14 protein-coding genes are annotated in these 17,177 nt (G+C 48.9%); 6 read left to right on the top strand and 8 right to left on the bottom strand.

Going from position 1 to position 17,177, the window contains the following annotated elements:
* Positions 1–24: 24 nt before the first annotated feature.
* Positions 25–696 carry a response regulator transcription factor gene (locus ACN4EK_RS15250; protein ID WP_431658845.1) on the bottom strand — a complete coding sequence of 224 codons (672 nt, stop codon included), beginning with the start codon at positions 694–696 and terminating at the stop codon, positions 25–27.
* Positions 697–1,361: 665 nt separating this feature from the next.
* Between ACN4EK_RS15250 and ACN4EK_RS15245 the strand changes: the two genes are divergently transcribed.
* Positions 1,362–2,789 (top strand): NADP-dependent isocitrate dehydrogenase, encoded by a 1,428-nt coding sequence (locus ACN4EK_RS15245; protein WP_431658844.1) that lies wholly within the window; start codon positions 1,362–1,364, stop codon positions 2,787–2,789.
* A gap of 103 nt (positions 2,790–2,892) precedes the next feature.
* Here ACN4EK_RS15245 and ACN4EK_RS15240 read toward each other — a convergent pair whose 3' ends face one another.
* Entirely contained in the window at positions 2,893–3,738 is an 846-nt protein-coding gene (locus ACN4EK_RS15240; RefSeq protein ID WP_431658842.1) for a PEP-CTERM sorting domain-containing protein, read from the bottom strand.
* 480 nt (positions 3,739–4,218) lie between these two features.
* Positions 4,219–4,455: a hypothetical protein gene (locus tag ACN4EK_RS15235; protein ID WP_431658841.1), complete on the bottom strand. Its 237-nt coding sequence runs from the start codon at positions 4,453–4,455 to the stop codon at positions 4,219–4,221.
* Positions 4,456–4,791: 336 nt separating this feature from the next.
* Between ACN4EK_RS15235 and ACN4EK_RS15230 the strand changes: the two genes are divergently transcribed.
* The 4 genes from ACN4EK_RS15230 to ACN4EK_RS15215 all read left to right on the top strand — a co-directional run bounded on the left by ACN4EK_RS15230 (position 4,792) and on the right by ACN4EK_RS15215 (position 8,296).
* Positions 4,792–5,241 carry a peroxiredoxin gene (locus ACN4EK_RS15230; protein WP_431658840.1) on the top strand — a complete coding sequence of 150 codons (450 nt, stop codon included), beginning with the start codon at positions 4,792–4,794 and terminating at the stop codon, positions 5,239–5,241.
* 263 nt (positions 5,242–5,504) lie between these two features.
* Entirely contained in the window at positions 5,505–7,172 is a 1,668-nt protein-coding gene (locus ACN4EK_RS15225) for a C39 family peptidase (protein ID WP_431658838.1), read from the top strand.
* 45 nt (positions 7,173–7,217) lie between these two features.
* Positions 7,218–7,934, top strand: a complete 717-nt coding sequence (gene sfsA / locus ACN4EK_RS15220) for a DNA/RNA nuclease SfsA (protein WP_431658837.1) — start codon at positions 7,218–7,220, stop codon at positions 7,932–7,934.
* A gap of 176 nt (positions 7,935–8,110) precedes the next feature.
* Positions 8,111–8,296 carry a DUF4278 domain-containing protein gene (locus tag ACN4EK_RS15215; RefSeq protein ID WP_431658835.1) on the top strand — a complete coding sequence of 62 codons (186 nt, stop codon included), beginning with the start codon at positions 8,111–8,113 and terminating at the stop codon, positions 8,294–8,296.
* 118 nt (positions 8,297–8,414) lie between these two features.
* On the opposite strand, the gene dpsA is transcribed toward ACN4EK_RS15215, so the two are convergent.
* Positions 8,415–8,966 (bottom strand): DNA starvation/stress protection protein DpsA, encoded by a 552-nt coding sequence (gene dpsA, locus ACN4EK_RS15210; RefSeq protein WP_431658834.1) that lies wholly within the window; start codon positions 8,964–8,966, stop codon positions 8,415–8,417.
* Between the two features lie 611 nt (positions 8,967–9,577).
* Here dpsA and ACN4EK_RS15205 point away from each other — a divergent pair.
* The gene (locus ACN4EK_RS15205; protein ID WP_431658833.1) at positions 9,578–10,867 is read left to right on the top strand and encodes a dicarboxylate/amino acid:cation symporter; all 1,290 of its coding nucleotides are present in this window, start codon (positions 9,578–9,580) and stop codon (positions 10,865–10,867) included.
* A gap of 13 nt (positions 10,868–10,880) precedes the next feature.
* On the opposite strand, the gene ACN4EK_RS15200 is transcribed toward ACN4EK_RS15205, so the two are convergent.
* From ACN4EK_RS15200 to ACN4EK_RS15185, 4 genes are all read right to left on the bottom strand, one after another.
* Entirely contained in the window at positions 10,881–13,394 is a 2,514-nt protein-coding gene (locus ACN4EK_RS15200) for an alpha/beta hydrolase (RefSeq protein ID WP_431658832.1), read from the bottom strand.
* Positions 13,395–13,498: 104 nt separating this feature from the next.
* Positions 13,499–14,035: a DUF421 domain-containing protein gene (locus tag ACN4EK_RS15195; protein ID WP_431658831.1), complete on the bottom strand. Its 537-nt coding sequence runs from the start codon at positions 14,033–14,035 to the stop codon at positions 13,499–13,501.
* Between the two features lie 299 nt (positions 14,036–14,334).
* Entirely contained in the window at positions 14,335–16,620 is a 2,286-nt protein-coding gene (locus ACN4EK_RS15190) for an ATP-dependent helicase (RefSeq protein ID WP_431658829.1), read from the bottom strand.
* A 58-nt stretch (positions 16,621–16,678) separates the two neighbouring features.
* A complete protein-coding gene (locus tag ACN4EK_RS15185; RefSeq protein WP_431658828.1) occupies positions 16,679–17,065 on the bottom strand; it encodes a DUF1824 family protein in 387 nt (128 codons plus the stop codon).
* Positions 17,066–17,177 lie beyond the last annotated feature (112 nt).

The following is a 17,177-nucleotide window of genomic DNA, read 5'->3' as shown; positions in this document are numbered from 1 at the left end:
AATGGATGCCATGATTTCAGGGTTCTAGGAGGATGATTCCGTCGGCGGTTTATATCCATGCTCAAAGGCAAACCGGACTAACTGAGAGCGATTTTCTAGCTGAAGTTTGCTGAGAATATTGCTGAGATGGGTTTGGACAGTACGGGGGCTGACAAACAGCCGATCGCCAATCTGCTTATTGGTATAGCCCTGGATCACCTCCCAAAATACTTTTTCTTCCGCCGGAGTTAACGGTAGGCTCATGGTGGGCAACACTGGGGTGTCTGCCGTACTAGAATCATTCACCCCCGATTTTTGCATTAATCGGACAATTTCCGAATGAATCCGGCGCGATCGTTCGAGTTGGGCTTCAATTTTGGCTAAGAGTTCCCTTGGCTCAAACGGCTTAATTAAATAATCATCTGCCCCCATTGAGTGTCCCTGTACCCGATCTTCTACCTCACTGCGACTCGATAGAAAGATGAACGGCACTAATTGCCCCAGCCGAGTGGCTCGTAACCGACGGCAGAACTCAAACCCATCCATTTCTGGCATGACAACATCGGAAACCACTAAATCCGGCGGATCTTGCTCAAATACCGCTAAAGCCTCGACCGCCGAACCAATATCCTGCACAGAATACCCCCGTTTCTCCAGATAACGGGTCAAAGCCATCCGTAATGTCGTGTCATCATCAACTACCAGAATCCGTTTCATCGAAGCTTCCATACAGAAAGTACAGCTTGGCACGGACGAACTCTTACCTTAAAAGGTTAGCATTCCGCACAATCACTCTCAAAAAGTCACTGTGAGGTATGAATTCCCATCCTTAAAGCTGATAGTTCACCCCTTTAATTCTAGAATTCCCAGCCTCCAGTGAACTTATGATGATTTTCAGGCGCAAATCTATGAAAAATGTATATGAAATTGACAGATTGATGCAGCAAATTGATGGGAATCAGCCAAGATACTCGGTGAAATTACGCGAATCTCCATCGTGGCGGCGGGGCTCCATATCCCTATTCGCAATTAGCATCAGGAAGAATATAGGGTAAAAGTTAATTGTTTGATGGCATTACCACTGACTAAATTAACAAATATTCAGTCAAGTTTAAGCCTGGTTAAATTTTAAAACGTCTGTTGATCACAAATCAATTTTGCCAGAAATAAAGCATTCTCTATCATGAAGCGGCTCATTCTCTGTCTCTGAGAGCTAATTGCCGCAGAACACGGATCTTCTGTCGATCGTGAGAGAATTCGCTCATAAGGTACAGTCTATTCGTTTATGCTGGGATATTCTAACCAGGACGTTAGCAGCAGCCCAAGCGATCGCCCAGGGATATGCACCTGCTGTCACACGTAATTACCAGGAGTGAGTGTTGATGACTTACGAAAAACTTTCCCCTCCCACTACGGGTTCCCAAATTACCTTCAACCAGGGTGAACCGGTAGTTCCTGACAATCCCATTATTCCGTTTATTCGAGGCGATGGGACGGGAATCGATTTGTGGCCTGCCTCGCAGCGGGTATTTGATGCCGCCGTGGAAAAAGCTTATGGCGGTAAACGCCAAATTTCCTGGTTTAAGGTCTATGCCGGGGATGAAGCCTGTGAAAAATATGGCACCTACCAATATTTGCCCCAGGATACGCTAGAGGCGATCCAGACCTACGGGGTAGCCATCAAAGGACCATTAACCACCCCGATCGGCGGTGGAATTCGCTCCCTGAACGTGGCGCTGCGGCAAATTTTTGACCTGTATGCCTGTATTCGTCCCTGCCGTTACTATGCTGGCACCCCCTCACCCCACAAAAACCCCGAAAAGCTGGATGTGATCATCTATCGGGAGAATACCGAGGATATTTATTTAGGGATTGAGTGGCGGCAGGGCACAGACATGTGCGATCGCCTGATTAAATTGCTGAACGAAGACTTAATTCCGGGTACGCCGGAGCATGGCAAAAAACAGATTCCGCTCGATGCGGGGATCGGCATCAAACCGATTAGCAAAACTGGATCGCAACGCTTAGTCCGGCGAGCCATCAAACATGCACTGCGTTTACCCAAATCCAAACAAATGGTGACGCTGGTGCATAAAGGCAACATCATGAAGTACACCGAAGGGGCATTCCGGGATTGGGGCTATGAACTGGCAACCACGGAGTTCCGGGCGGAATGTGTAACCGAACGGGAATCTTGGATTCTCAGTAACAAGGAGAAACAACCAGATATCTCCCTAGAAGACAATGCTCGGCAGATTGAACCGGGATACGATGCCCTGACCACAGAGAAGCAAGAGAAAATCTGTGCAGAAGTGAAGTTGGTGCTGGATACGATCTGGGAAACCCACGGCAATGGGCAGTGGAAAGACAAGATCATGGTTAACGATCGCATTGCCGATAGCATTTTCCAGCAAATTCAAACCCGACCGGATGAATACTCCATCCTGGCAACCATGAACCTGAACGGGGATTACCTATCCGATGCGGCGGCGGCGATCGTCGGTGGGTTAGGTATGGGCCCCGGTGCCAATATTGGCGATGCCTGCGCCATTTTTGAAGCCACGCATGGGACAGCCCCCAAACATGCCGGACTCGATCGGGTCAATCCTGGCTCCCTGATTTTGTCGGGGGTAATGATGCTGGAATACTTGGGCTGGCAGGAAGCGGCAGATCTAATTACCAAAGGGCTAGGAGCCGCCATTTCCCATCGGGAAGTTACCTATGATCTGGCTCGGTTGATGGAACCCCCCGTTGAGCCACCGCTGAAGTGTTCTGAGTTCGCTGAAGCTATTATCAAGCACTTTAACTAGCGATCGACTGACTCAAGAGACGCAGGAATGTCCGGCAGCGATCGGATCTTCCATGCGTCTCTTCAGTGAAGTGGATGCACCATGAACTTGAACAACGAACGAGCTAACCCGCCGATTCTTCCTTGCGACGACGCATCCGCTTAGCACCGGCTAAACCAGCCAAACCAAGCGTTGCTCCCAGCATCGTTGCGGGTTCAGGAACCGCTTCTGATTTCATGGCAACACCATCGTTCCCGCATTCCAGGAAAATGTTCGATAGGAAAGAGCCACTGGGTAACAGATTGCGGTTCAGGCTAAAGCCAAAGGTTTGGGAACCGGCATTGCTGCCAAAGTTCAGTCCGCTTAACAGGCTGGCGGATAGCATTGTAATGCCACCAATTTGATTACCAGAGCCAATCACATTATTGATCGGACCGTTTCCGCCAAAGTAATTTAATACTTGTGTCTTAGTAGTTAGCCCTTCCGAACCCATCGTATTAGCGCGATCGAAGCCAGCATTGTAATACTGGTTCAAGCTGGAATAGCCATCATTAGTCGATGTCACACTGGTTGCCTGCACATTAGAATAGACCCCAACCGCGACTGGGGAATCATTCGTACTCGCAAAGCGTACCCCAAACAAGCTACCCTGAGCTTCATTAAAGCTTTTCCCGGTAAAGTTAAAAAATAAATCACCCCAGCCAATATTGCCATCAGCCGCCCGGGAGTGAGACGTACCAGTGATTGCCAGGTTGCTATTTAGGGCAACGTGTAATTCGTCACCGACAATCCGCATTGCCATGCCCCGAATGTCGTAGACACTTCCACCAGAACCATCACCGACAGCATCAAGACTATAGGACCAATTGCTGCCAAGTCCAAATGCCTGGGCATCTTGACCCATTACCGGAATCAAGCATAACGCTGCTGCTACGCCACCAATTACTGTTGTGAGCCCCGATCGTGTCATAGGATTTAACCAGCTTTATCTAGGAGACTGGTAACTTACTACACACTTATCCTGCCCATGAAAATTAAGGTAACTAACACGAATTTATAAAGTTCAGAATAAGAAGCAATTAAAGAATAACAAGGATTTATGAGGAGGATCAAACCAGTAAAATCAGCGCAGAGACTAGGTTTTAACGATCACCCATTCATATTATCTGTGGATAAGGATAACTGGGTTTCTGTTACTAAGGGCAAGTGATTTAGGTCACAAAATCAGGTCAATTAGATCACAGCTACGGGCATCAAAGAACACCTAGATCACAGCCTTAACTCTGTATAGGAACTCTAAGAGGATGTTTTAAAAGTCCTTTTGTAAGTAGCAACAGACACGATCCCCCTTTTTAAGGGGGACTATGAGACTGATTCCCCCCTTAAAAAGGGGGACTAGGGGGGATCTCTGAGTGCTTAACATCACAGCTAACACCTTTTCAAACACCCTCTAAGCTGTGCCATAAAACTGATCGGTATCTAGTAAAACCTCGCCATAATCTGGAATCCAGGCTACCCACTGATGCTCAGAGGCAGGACACAGGAGTAAGGCTTGATCAGCACTAACCGCACTCAAAGGTTGCACCAGTCTGACCCAACTCGATCGCGCTAAATCCCCATCCGCACTCAGGGCTTGCTCTAACTGACGACGTTGCAAGTAAAGCTGAAATTCTGATTCAAGTTTCATCACCCATTCATCCTTAGCATTCAGATTCGATCGCAGAGAATGCTGGCGGAATGTTGGCTGACCTAGGGAAGGATCTCCTGACAGCAGGGCAATCAGCACCACCTCGACATTACAGCCGCCACTGTCGTTGAATTAGTTGACAAAATTAAGCCAACCCGAAAGCATTCTGTAGTTTATGATACAGAATTTTTGAGGAAAATCGTTCTCTACCAGATGACGGATTGTGAGCTACTCGCGCAACGTCTTATCCTCAAGGATGTTGAGACTTAGTTACGTTAGACGATCGCAATAAATACTAAAATTTTTCATGTTCTTACGTCAGAGGATTCTGAACCTATGCCTCTATCCGTTGGTGATACCGCTCCCCATTTCACAGTTAAAGATACGAATGGCAACACAGTTTCCCTGTCTGACTATGCGGGCAAGACGGTGGTGCTGTACTTCTACCCCAAAGATGACACCCCAGGTTGCACCAAAGAAGCGTGCAGTTTTCGGGATAACTACCAACGGTATTTAGACAAAGGCATTCCGGTGTTTGGAGTCAGCCTAGATGACGAAGCTTCTCACCAAGCCTTTACCAGCAAGTTTAATTTACCCTTTCCCCTCCTGGCTGATATTGATGGAGACATTACCAAAGCTTACGATGTCGAGGGTGAAATGAATGGGATGCGCTATGCCAAGCGGGTCACCTACGTGATTGGGAGTGACGGCAAAATTAGCCAGGTCTACACCACGATTAATACCGAAACTCACGCAACCGATATTTTGGCGGCGATCGGCGCTTAGGTGATCAGCCCACGGAATTCCAGCCGGACAGAGGATTGAGGGTGAACGTTGCAACTGTATGCAGCGATCGCGCCCTCTATCCTCTGTTTGGCTGACCATACACGCCAGTTCCAGGCGAAAAATTGAGCTTCTTTAACGGGTGCGATCGCTCTCAAGTGCGATGACTAGAATAGGGCTGGAGCGGACAAGCGACGATCGGGCAACTTTAGCGATCGTTGGTCGTCCACTAATCAGGGCTAGTCATCCCAGCAGAGGAATACGTTATGACAGAGACATCAATCCCAGCCGATTTACCAAGTGAACCAGGACAGGATTTTACCAACCTCGCCGCCAGTCCTGCTGCCGCTGTCTCTGCTTTGCTGACTTACACCGCTCCCAAAGAGTTATTGTTAAACACGCTGACTGTTTTAAAGGGCAACTATGACCCCCAAAAAATTGCCAAGGTCACGCTGGTTGCTGAAGATAAATACCCCCTGACGATCGCGTTAGATGCAGGGACAAAAACCTGGCAGGTTCGATTAGAAAAAGGGTTTCAATCGCCCGGAGCGCGATGGTTACGGTTAAAAGGACTGGACAGTGCAGGCAAGGAACTGATTAATCAGATCATTTACTTAACAGTTAGTAACAATCCGCTCACAGCAGGGCAATCCCTCAGCCTCAAGGTACTACAAGACACATTCTTTAAAGCCTCTCCTGCCGATTCCAGTACACTAACTGCCGCCGGGAAAGTGTTAGTCAAAGCTGGGCAAACATTTACTGTCAGTCGGTATGGGTATGTGGATGGTCATCTCAAAGTAGAACTGAAGGATGACATTGCCCCGGTGGGCAACTTCGGTTACTTCTATGAAAACTTTGTGCAACTGAGCAAAGGCACCCAAGTCCTGCGCTTCAATATTAACGATGTTCCGAATACCAAGCTTAGCGCTCAACTCCTGGTTGACACTACCACGCTGATTAAGGCAAAGGCGGTTGATTCCTCAACATTGCCAGACAACCAGAAAGCCCAACTATTACAAGGTCAGGTACTCGCGATTACCGGATATGCCTGTATTAAAGGACATTTCCGCGTCACGTTAGCCGCACCCTTACCGAATTTTGGTGACTCCGGTTATATCTACTGGCAGCATATTCATATTAAACGCGGCAATGAGGTGATTCCCTACGATCCGTTCGCCCTCACCGTCACGGCTCCTAAAGCCACATTGTTTAAGAAACGTCCCGTTGATTCGGCTGCCCTCAAGCCTCAGGAAAAATATCAGTTCCCGGCAGGTGAGTTTTATGGGGTATCAAGCTATGCCCTGGAAGCCGGACATATCAAACTGGCGCTTACAGAAGAACTACCGGGGTTTGGCAACACAGGCTATGTATTTCCTGCCTTTGTGCAAATGCGCCGGGGGGATCAAGGATTCAATCCCTTTCCGCCGCAGGTCGAACTGAATGTCCCCTATTTTTCCCAACGGGATAATCCCCGCTATTCCTGGGCAACCTGCAATGTCACGTCGATCGCGATGGCGTTTTACTACTATGGCGTTCGATCGAAGAGCGGTAAGCAATTAGAAGATGAACTGCTGCAATGGTGTCTGAACAAACGGGGGGAGGGTAGCCAAACCGATAACAATCTGCTGTCAGAACTGATTAAAGCCTACGGATTCAAAACCAGTTTTTCGACCACGCGCAAATGGTCAGAGGTCAAGAGTGAGTTAGCAAGTCGTCGTCCGGTGATTCTGGGCGGTGACTTTACCGCCAGTGGACACATTATTTGTCTGATTGGCTTTACGCCCCAGGGTTATCTGGTGAACGACCCCTGGGGTGATGCCTTAACTGGATACAACAATACGGAAGGTCGCAAGTTGTTATATCCCTATAGCTATATGGATCGGGTGGCAGGACCAGATGGTAGAGTATGGGCGCACTTTATCTCGAAGACGTAAGCGATCGCCGCAGGAACGCCAGGGGCGATCGTGGATCTGCTATCCATGAGCGATTTTGTTTATCAATACCCAACCCTATACCCCGGCATTCTGATTCGGCGCTATAAGCGGTTTTTTGCCGACATTGAACTGGCGAACGGCGAGGTCATCACCGCCCATTGTCCCAATACTGGACCGATGACGGGTGTATGCGTACCAGGGAGTGCCGTTTATGTTTCCCATAGCACCAGTCCGACTCGCAAACTTGCCTACACCTGGGAGTTAATTCAGGTTCACGATACAGAACCCACCTGGGCAGGCGTGAATACCAGTTTGCCCAATCGCGTGATTAAGCAGGCTTTGGCACAAAAACGCTTTCCGGAACTGGGAGACTACAGCCAAATTCAGTTTGAAGTCCCCTATGGACAGGAAAACAGTCGGATTGATTTTGTGCTAACCGGAACGAACCGACCTATTTATCTAGAGGTGAAAAATACCACCTGGGCACAGGGGCAGTTGGCTCTATTTCCCGATACCGTCACGACCCGAGGGCAAAAGCATTTGCGGGAACTGATGGGAGTGTTACCTACTGCGTCAGCCGTGATGCTGTATTTCATTAATCGCGGCGATTGTGTTGAGTTTGCCCCTGGGGATAGCGCCGATCGCGTTTATGGTCAACTATTGCGAGAGGCGATCGCCCAGGGCTTACTCGTACTACCCTGCCGTTTTGAGGTTAATCCTCTGGGTATCCGGTATCTGGGATTAGCCAAACTGACGCTGTAATTCCCTGGGGGCAAGCCGTATAGCCCTTTATGATTCAGATCACCGAATTTGAAGACTTAGATCAGCAATTAGTCTGTCAAATATCACACAGTTTCAAGGGGATTTGTCACCTGTAGCTAACAATTGATCAAGGATGATAGATCCTGTAAGCCCCAAATTTACAAGGAACGGTAATTATGAGACTCTCCTATCGTGGCACTGCCTACGAGTCCGTTGCCCCCGCGATCGAAGTTACGGAAAGTCAACTCACTGGCAAGTATCGGGGGGTGCCGACCCGGTTTTCCAGTCCAGCGAGCATTCCATTACCCCAATCCACCTTGAGACTGAGTTATCGCGGCACCCATTATCTTGGTTTGCGCTAACTTAAATTTTTATCATTAAACAAATCAGCCGATGGAGAGAACTCTGCTTCTAACCATCGGCTGACTAATCACGAAATCTGCAAGAAATTCAGATCAATATTTTAGTGGAGTAAACCTACTAATTATTGCTTTGCACGAATGCCAGGGTCAGGCTATCGTGAGCCAAGAAGTGAGCCAGATGGAAAGCTCGATCTTCCGTTTCCATTAGCATTTGTTCATACATCAGCCGAGTGGCCCGATCTCCTAAACTCTCTGCCTGAGCCGCTTGCCGCCGCAGCATACTAATCACGGCTTGTTCGGCTTGCAAATCATTTTCTACCATTTTGCGGCTGGTGAATGCGCCATCGGGTTCCGGCGTGAAGCAGCAAAGTTCCGCTAATTTGGTAAAACTGGCGGCTGGAATCCCACCTAAGCCATTCAGGCGTTCACCTAATTTATGCACATAACCTTCGACGGCTTCATAGCTATCCGAAAAGAATTCATGCAGTGAGTAGAACTCTGAACCTTCCACGACAAAGTGATGCTTCTGATATTGCAGATACAATGCTTGAAAACTCGCTAGAGCAATATTCAACCCTTCACAAATTGGGGTAGTAACAGAATGATCTAACCCAATGGGATTGTCACCGACCTGATCGATCGACCGGACAAGACTTTGAATGTCAGCCATATTCTCTCTCCCTAATCTGCCTAGCCGTGTTCATTACGAATACGCTTAATTTATCACGATTAAATGTGAAGTCAATTGTTACGGTTTGAGCTTATTAAGAAGACTTCTCAATACAAACGATAAAATTGCTGATTTTAGCTGTAGGAGGGCAGTTTGGCTTCCTTTTACAGGTAATAGAAATTGCAAAAATTGTCGATTAAACTTACTCAAAGTTATGGTTTAATCATTTTTTCCTTATTAGGATTTAATCATAATCATTAATTGTGCTCTATGTAGCAGTTTGCCAATGTGGATTTGTCATAGATAATATTTTTTAGAAGCCATAAAACGTGCCCGGTGAACAATTTAGAGTTAACTGAGTTTAAGGATTTCCTAACAAAGATTGAATTGTTTATCGTTGCATCACAATTCTGCTGTCCGGCGCGATCGACAGCAAACACTGCGGTAAAGGAATAACGTGCGATCGCCCACCATAACCTGCGTCATACCTGCTGCGATCGCAACCCCCTCTCTAGCTGCATCGGATCACGAAATAAGTGGCAGTTGAGCGGCTCGCCTAGTGAATCATCTTCTGGGAGTGCGGCGATGGTACATTGAACCCAGATGATTGAATGCACACACCCACCAGTTATATGAATCTGTCAGTATTGATCCTCGCGGCTCTAGGCATGGGGATTTTGTTTGGAGCTGGATTAACCGGATGGTTTCCCGAGGCGATCGTTCCGATTGATCACTATGTGTTAGCGCCGATCGGGCGGGCATTTCTACGACTGATTCAGTTTGTGGTTGTGCCGATCGTCTTCTCATCCCTGATTATGGGATTAACCCGAGTTCGAGACACCAACCAGGTCGGGCGATACGTGGTTAAACTGCTGGGCAGTTATGTGTTGACTAGCGCGATCGCGGTGTGTTGGGGATTAACCGTCTGCACCTTGCTCCATCCGGGGACGGGCATGACTGGTTTATCGATTCAAGCCGCTTCTAGTACCCAACCCAGTCAATCGTTAGTGGATTGGTTAGTTAGTTTAATTCCCGTGAATCCGCTAGAGTCAATGAGCAATGGTAATTTATTGCAGATTATCTTTTCAGCCGCTTTAGTAGGGATTGGGATTCAGCTAACGGGGGAAAAAGCCGCTCCCTTTCTCAGGTTCATTGAAAGCACCTATATTATTTTTGAAAAAATTCTGTTTGTAATTCTCTATACTGCTCCCATTGGCGTATTCGCCTTAATTAGTTCTGTTATTGCCAGTCAGGGCTTCGGATTAATTACCCGATTATTGGTATATATCTTGGGGCTACTATTGGCGTTTACAGTGATGATGGGATTTCATATCTGTATTTTATTAGCGCTAAAAGCGAAACCATTGGATTATTTCAAAAGTTTTTTTCCCACGTTTTCACTTTCCTTTGGGACGGCTAGTTCCAATGCGGTACTTCCCCTCTCCCTGCAAAATGCCGAAGAAGTCTATGGTATGAATCCTGCGATCGCCAGTTTTGCCATTCCCTTAGGCTCTGCCTTAAAACGAGATGGTTCCGCGATTTACCAGGGATTTAATGCGTTATTTATCGCCCAAATTTATCAAATTCCCCTGACGACCGAACTACTGGTCTCGATCGGACTGAGTACCTTGCTGGTTTCCTTCAGCACTGCCGGAGTTCCCGGTTCCGGGATTATTTCCATGACCACGGTCTTAGCCGCCGCCGGATTACCCGTTGAAGGTGTGGCGATCGTGGCTGGAGTCGATCGGATCACCGATGGCTTCAAAACGATCGTTAATGTCTCGAGCAATTTAGTCAATGCTGTGATCCTGAGTCGCTGGGAAGGGATTGAGATCGGTACACCAACGGCGATCACAGTATTACGCTCGGAAGTGACGACACCCATTCGCGAAGAGGGGTAATCGTGATCGAGGATTACCGATTAATACAAGCATCCACATTCGCCACGGCATCCTGGAATAAGTCACCCTTAAACCAGGTTTGGCGCACTTGTTTTGCCTGGGGATCTAATAAAAATGTATTCACAGTTTGCTGCCAGTTGGTGTCGTTATTCGGCAGAATTAAGCCATAGAAATCGCAGGTCAACGGTTGTTTTGGAAGCAAACTATATTGCTCGATCGGCAGACTTTGCCGCAAGAGTTCCCCCGCCAATAACACACCATCTCCCGCAAAGGCATCGATCGCCCCTGTCGTTACCGCTTGTACCGCTTCCGATCTGCCGGACACACCCGGAAAATTCACTAAGGTACTTTGGGGAAATTGTTGGCGGACAAATTGCTCCGTCAGGCTATCGGGCAATACTCCCACCTTGCGTCCTTGCAGAAAGTTTGCCAAATTCATCGGGTTAGCGTTGGCTTGTTTAACTAAAAACTGCGTTCCGGCGGCAAAGAAGGGATTGGAAAAAACCACTCCAGCAACTCCGCGACGAATCGTATTCGGACCACACTCTAGATGCACCGTTTGATTGGCTACCAGTTGAAAGCGGTTTTCCAGAGTAGATTGCAGTTTCACCACCTCAATCGGCACAGACAACTTCAGTTGCCGTTGTAAGTAAGTGGCAAAGCTATCCACTAATGCCGAACAATACCCTGTCCACTGATCTTTTTGCGGATCAACATAGCCTAACGGAGCCGCATCACTCCGAAATGCCACTTTGAGTGTGCCCGTTCGTTGAATTTCCTGCCCGATCGATTCCTGGCGTTGAGCAACTCGTTGACCGATCGGGGGTGGAATAATCGGTTCCGGCGGTGGACTGCCGTAAGCCGCTTGGAGTTGTGGGGCAGTTAGCGATCGCACCAGCTTCAGTTTCAACGGCTCCTGTCCGTAGGCTTCGGCATAGGAGGGAGTCAGGTAGCGCAAATACTCCGGACGATTAGCCACATAGGCATTAAAAAATGCCACCGATAAGGCATACACATACTGCCGTCCCAGGTTGGGGGCTGGACTGCGTAAAATCCCCGGTAGGCTGGCATTAATCTCATCTGTAGCCGTTGAGAAGTGAGTGCCATTGACCATTAACGCTAGATATTTGTTCGGGGTATTCAGCCACAAAAACGGATGCACCTGTTCCTCCGCCACTGGCGTAAACACATCCCGACTGCCCGCCATAATCATTGTGGGAATCTCGATCGTGCTGAGTCCTTCGGGGCCATACAACACACTGGTTAGAGGATAGGCAGCAAATACAGCCTTAATGCGGCGATCGACAAAGCGATAGTCCTGCGGTGGGAGGTAGCTGGCTCGACACTGCAACAACACCGAAAAGTTGAGAATATGTTTATCTGGTACACATTCCTGGTTTAACCGCGCCACATTCACCGTGGCACCCGCTACCGCTAATGCCGTGGTCGCGCCATAGGAATTCCCCAACATACCAATCTGCTGCATATTGATCCGGTTAGCCAGATTTGGATCATTGGCAACTAGACTTTCTAAGTGATCCAGCATGTAGGAAATTTCGATCGGGCGATTCACCACTTCCATCGGGCTAATATCCACATTCAGTAGCCCTTGCAAGTAAAGCTGACGATAGGGTAGATCACTGCCGAGATGTTCGGGGGCGACGATCGCAAACCCGTGGGAAGCCAAATGCTTCAAGACATAATCATAGGTTTCGCGGGTAGACCCAAAACCATGACTCATAACAATCAATGGGGCTGGTTGCGATAACCCTTCCGGCAAATACAGATCAACGGGCAAATCATAATTGGTGGCTAATCCTTGTTGCGTTTGTCGCACCGCCGCGATCGGCATCGTTAAGGTAGTTTTGCTGTAGCGATAGGGCCCCGGTTGCCCTAAGTCCGGCAGTTGGGAGGGATCAATCGCCGGTTCGGCAGCGGCTTCTATGGCAGCTTGGCGATCGACCGCAGCAACTAAGGCATCGCGATATTCCGGCACCGCCTGAACTGTTTTGACTAATTGCAACACCGTGGCTAAATCAATGCGAATATCATCTGTCGGGAAGTAGCGCAGCACGTTTAAGAGGGTTAATCCCTCTGGATCGCCACCCGCTTGAATCATCGCCGATCGAATGCCGTGAAACCCGTTGACATCATACCGAGGCTGAATAATTTCCCCTAACCGCCTCAGCAAGCCTTCCCCCATTTGCACTTGCAAAAACCGATCGAGGGTCAAAAAATCAACTTCTAGTTTTGTCTGTAAACCTTTCCGGAGCAAGGCTTGAGTTCTCGCATCTAACCGCCGCACCAAAAAGGTTAATTCTGGCGTAGTCACGGTGCCGGTTTTGACAAAAGTTTCCAGAGCATTGACTGAAATCGATCGCTCAAAGGTGCCAAACGATAAGCGAATCCGTTCAGCGCTATTGGCTGGCTGCGGCAGCATGGCATCAGCTAATAATCCAAAACTGACAATACTGGCTGTCGCTAACCAACTGAGGAATGTTCTTCGTGCGATCGTCTGAATGCCCATGCTTGACCTATCTCGTTTAGCCAGAGTCGTGATGCACTCTATAGTCTGGCACTCGTTTCGTCAAGCAATTTTGAATAAGTATGAATCTCAATCTTTAGCGATCGTTAGCCTATCCTGGGTTGCGATAATGGCTGACCTTTGGCTGTATCAGCAATCACACTAATATTGCCGTCCGGCTCCATAAACGCCTGTTTTACCTCTTCAATTTTTTCGACTCCCTGCTTACGAAGTTGCAACCGCAGTTCACTCTCTGTAATCAGTTCTCGGCGCATATTGCGATAAATCATACGACCATTTTTCACCAGCAATAATGGCGGTGCGGACAGCAAGCGTTGAACGCCAGGAAATTGGTAGCCTAACCAGTTGAGTAAATAACTCCAAAAAATAATGGTGCCAATTAAAATCAGCCCGTCAGTAATCGATGTGTAATTGGTTGCCATGGCATTTTGGGCAGCATTGGCAAACAGAATCACCACGAGTAAATCAGTCACCCCAACCGCGCCAACTTGACGGCTGGGTAAGAATCGGAGCAGGAAAAACAATCCTAAGTAAACGATCGTGCCGCGCAAAAAATGTTCAGCCAGGGAAATGTTGGGCACAAACAGTCTATGCCAATCCACGGTGAGTAGCAGATCCATCATTTGGGTTAATCTCGTCAAGTTAGCGATCGCTGTAGCAGAAATCGTCTAATGTTCCAAATTACTGGCTCCTGAATGATTTGTCTTCTCACAAAAGAATGACTCTAGTTGAATGGCACTGACTTAAGGACACGCTTCACTCTGATCGCCCCCTTTTCTGATATACCCGTAGGGCTTTAAGCCCCCAACTTTGGGGGACTTTGAGGTTCGGCTCCCTCAGAATATAGCCTGACGGCATTGTAGAAAGGGGGTTTGGGAGCAGTTCGGATTGTTATTTCAGTGACATTCGACTCTAGTTGCCCTTAAGACACGATCGCTTCGGGAAACTGCTGTCGTAACACTGGTATGACCGGACAGGGTTTGCGATCCTCTAAATTTTCTGGCTTATTCCAGGTAAACGGGGCTTTTTGAGCCGCCGACATCCATAACAACCGTTTCGCCCGAGTCATCGCCACATACAACAAGCGAAATTCCTCCGCCGTCTTCAAATTCTTGGCTTTTTCCCACGCCTCCACCACATTCGGCAAGGGAAATTGATCATGCAAACTAGCTCGAATTTGCGCCCGCGCCACTTCTGACAAGGTAAAGTCACCTAGAAACTGCCACTGAGGCGGAATCCGGGCGGCATTCGGGATCATATTCTCATGCAAAAACGGTAGAAAGACATAATCCCAATCCAGCCCTTTGGCTTTATGCATGGTGATGATCGTTAGTTGTCCACCCGCCGTATAGCGAGATTCCATCGCCTCAGCATCCACCGGCTCAAACCGCTCCGAAGCCACAATTTCACTTAATACACCTAATAATGCGGACAACGCATGATTTCCAGTGGTTTGTTGCAGCAAGCGATCGGTCAATTTATCCGCCGTGGCTAATTCGCTCTGGTCATAGTCCAGGGTATAAGCCAGGAAGGGAATTAATTGATACGTCGGCAATTCCAATCGCGCCCGGAGCAAGCTGGTACAGTAGCGTCGGGCTTGCAACACCGCATCGGATTGGGGGGGATCGATCGCACTGGGATACAAAAATTGTTCTGGAAACGCCACCAGGGCATTCAAATCCTGGGTAGGAATCAACCGCCGATCGACCAGGGTAGTTAATGCCGCTTTCAGATAATCCGGGGAATGGGGGCGATCGCAGAATTGCAGTAACCGCAGCAGTTCCGCCGGGACGTGGGATTGGCGATCCTGTTGTCCCACCTCATAAATGGGAATATCTTCACCATGCCAGCGCTTTAACTCCCTGGCAATAAATCGTCCTTGCTCGTTCACCCGCACCAACACCGCCGCCTGTGCCTGGGGATCTTGCTCAAACAACTGCATCACCCGTTGCCCAATCAATTCCACGGTTTGATAGACATCGTCCGGGCGATATAGCTCCAGTCCCCGCCCTGCTGCCTCCGGGTTAGCATTCGGTTGCGGATCATCAGATCCAACCGGATCGATCGCCTGGGGACGAAAGGGTTGAATCGGCCCAGCAAGGTGCGATCGATTGACCCACTGCAACATAAAATTGGCGGCAGTAATAATCCGGCGATTACTCCGTCCTGCCTGGGTCATCGTGGCTAGACGCTGCTGCTGGCGACAGGCATCACAAAATTCCCGAAAGTAGATCGGGTCAGCCGGAGTAAAGGTGGAGTTAATCGCCTGATTCGGATCACCCACTCGCACTAGATTCAAGCGATCGGGATTATTTGGATCAGTAGGATCCGCCGCCAAAATTTCTAACAATCGGGTTTGCAACGGACTGGAATCCTGCGCTTCATCTTCAAACACCCCAAACACCTGGGTTTGCCAGAACTGCCGTACCGCCGGATCTTCCAGCACTCGTAATGCACCTAAGATCATCTCGTCATAGTCCATTAAGTTCCGACTACGCAGTTGTGCCTGGTAGAACTCGTACAATCCTGCCGCGATCGCCAGAATCTCATAATCCGGTGCTGACTCTTCCTCTGCACTCAGCGATCGCACGATCGCATCTCGACCTAATTGCTCAAGATCCGGCGGCAACAACCCCGAACTTTTGGCTTCCCGAATCACCGTGTTCGCCAAGTCGGGTAGAACCTCCGTCCGTAACACCGACTGTCGCCGTAACCGTTCCGTCTCCTCCCCATCAAACTGCCGTCCCTCTAATAGCAATTGATACTGACGCGGATTTGCCGCGAGCCACTGCTCCACACAGGTACGAATTAACCGATGTCCTTTCTCTGGCGTAATTAACACACTATCGGGATTCAACCCCGACAACTCCAGATGACTGCGAGCGATCGACCAGGCAAGCCCATGCAATGTATGCACCGAAAAGCCACCAACCGGCAACGATAGCTGCTTCAGATTCTCGCGAATTTTTGCCTTAATATTCGCGGCGGCCGATCGCGTAAACGTCACCACAATCAACCGCCGCTTTTGATGCAACTGATTTCGAGCGATCGCGATCGCGGCAGCCGCCGCCATTCCCGTTGATTTTCCGGCTCCCGGTACGGCGGATACCGCTAATGCACCGCCCTGCCAGTCGGCAAGTTCCTGTTGTCCGGGGCGCAGGGTCGCTCGGAGATCTGCGATCGAGAGGGGAGGTGAAGTCAGGAGCATGGAGGGGGAGGTAGCGGAGATGAGGAGGATGGGGAGGGTGGGGAAGAACAGCGCAATCCTAGAACAGATCCAGTGGTAAATGTCCGAAGGTTTCGTTCACATCCCCATCATAGGCAGATTGGCAGGAAACGAGAACGCCGCGATGCTGCCCAATATAGGCATCGGTATGACACCGTCCTGTTTTAGGGTTGTACTTGACATAAACAATGCCCGCTAAGGGAGGTACGGTTGGACTTTCTTCATATCCCAACCCTGCCAAATAACGATGTAGCGCTGTCGTCGCTTGCTCAACGCTATCGGCACAAATGCCAAAAATTTGGTAATCCGAATGGTGAGCTACTAATAATAGTGCCTGACGAGTTAACGCCCGATCGGGAATCATTTCTGGAGCCAGGCGATCGAGACAGGTAAACCGCCGCAACACACTTTGCGCCTCAGCTAGCATCAACCTCTCCGAGTCTGAAGCAACCATAATAGTCATCCCCTATACCAACTCAATCAGCCTACCACCTCTCCCACCGCCCCCATCGCCCTCACCCTGTCTCTTATACACATCT

The organism is Pantanalinema rosaneae CENA516 (assembly GCF_050753385.1).
Taxonomy (GTDB): domain Bacteria; phylum Cyanobacteriota; class Cyanobacteriia; order Leptolyngbyales; family Leptolyngbyaceae; genus Pantanalinema; species Pantanalinema rosaneae.
This window is presented reverse-complemented; position numbering and strand designations above follow the sequence as displayed.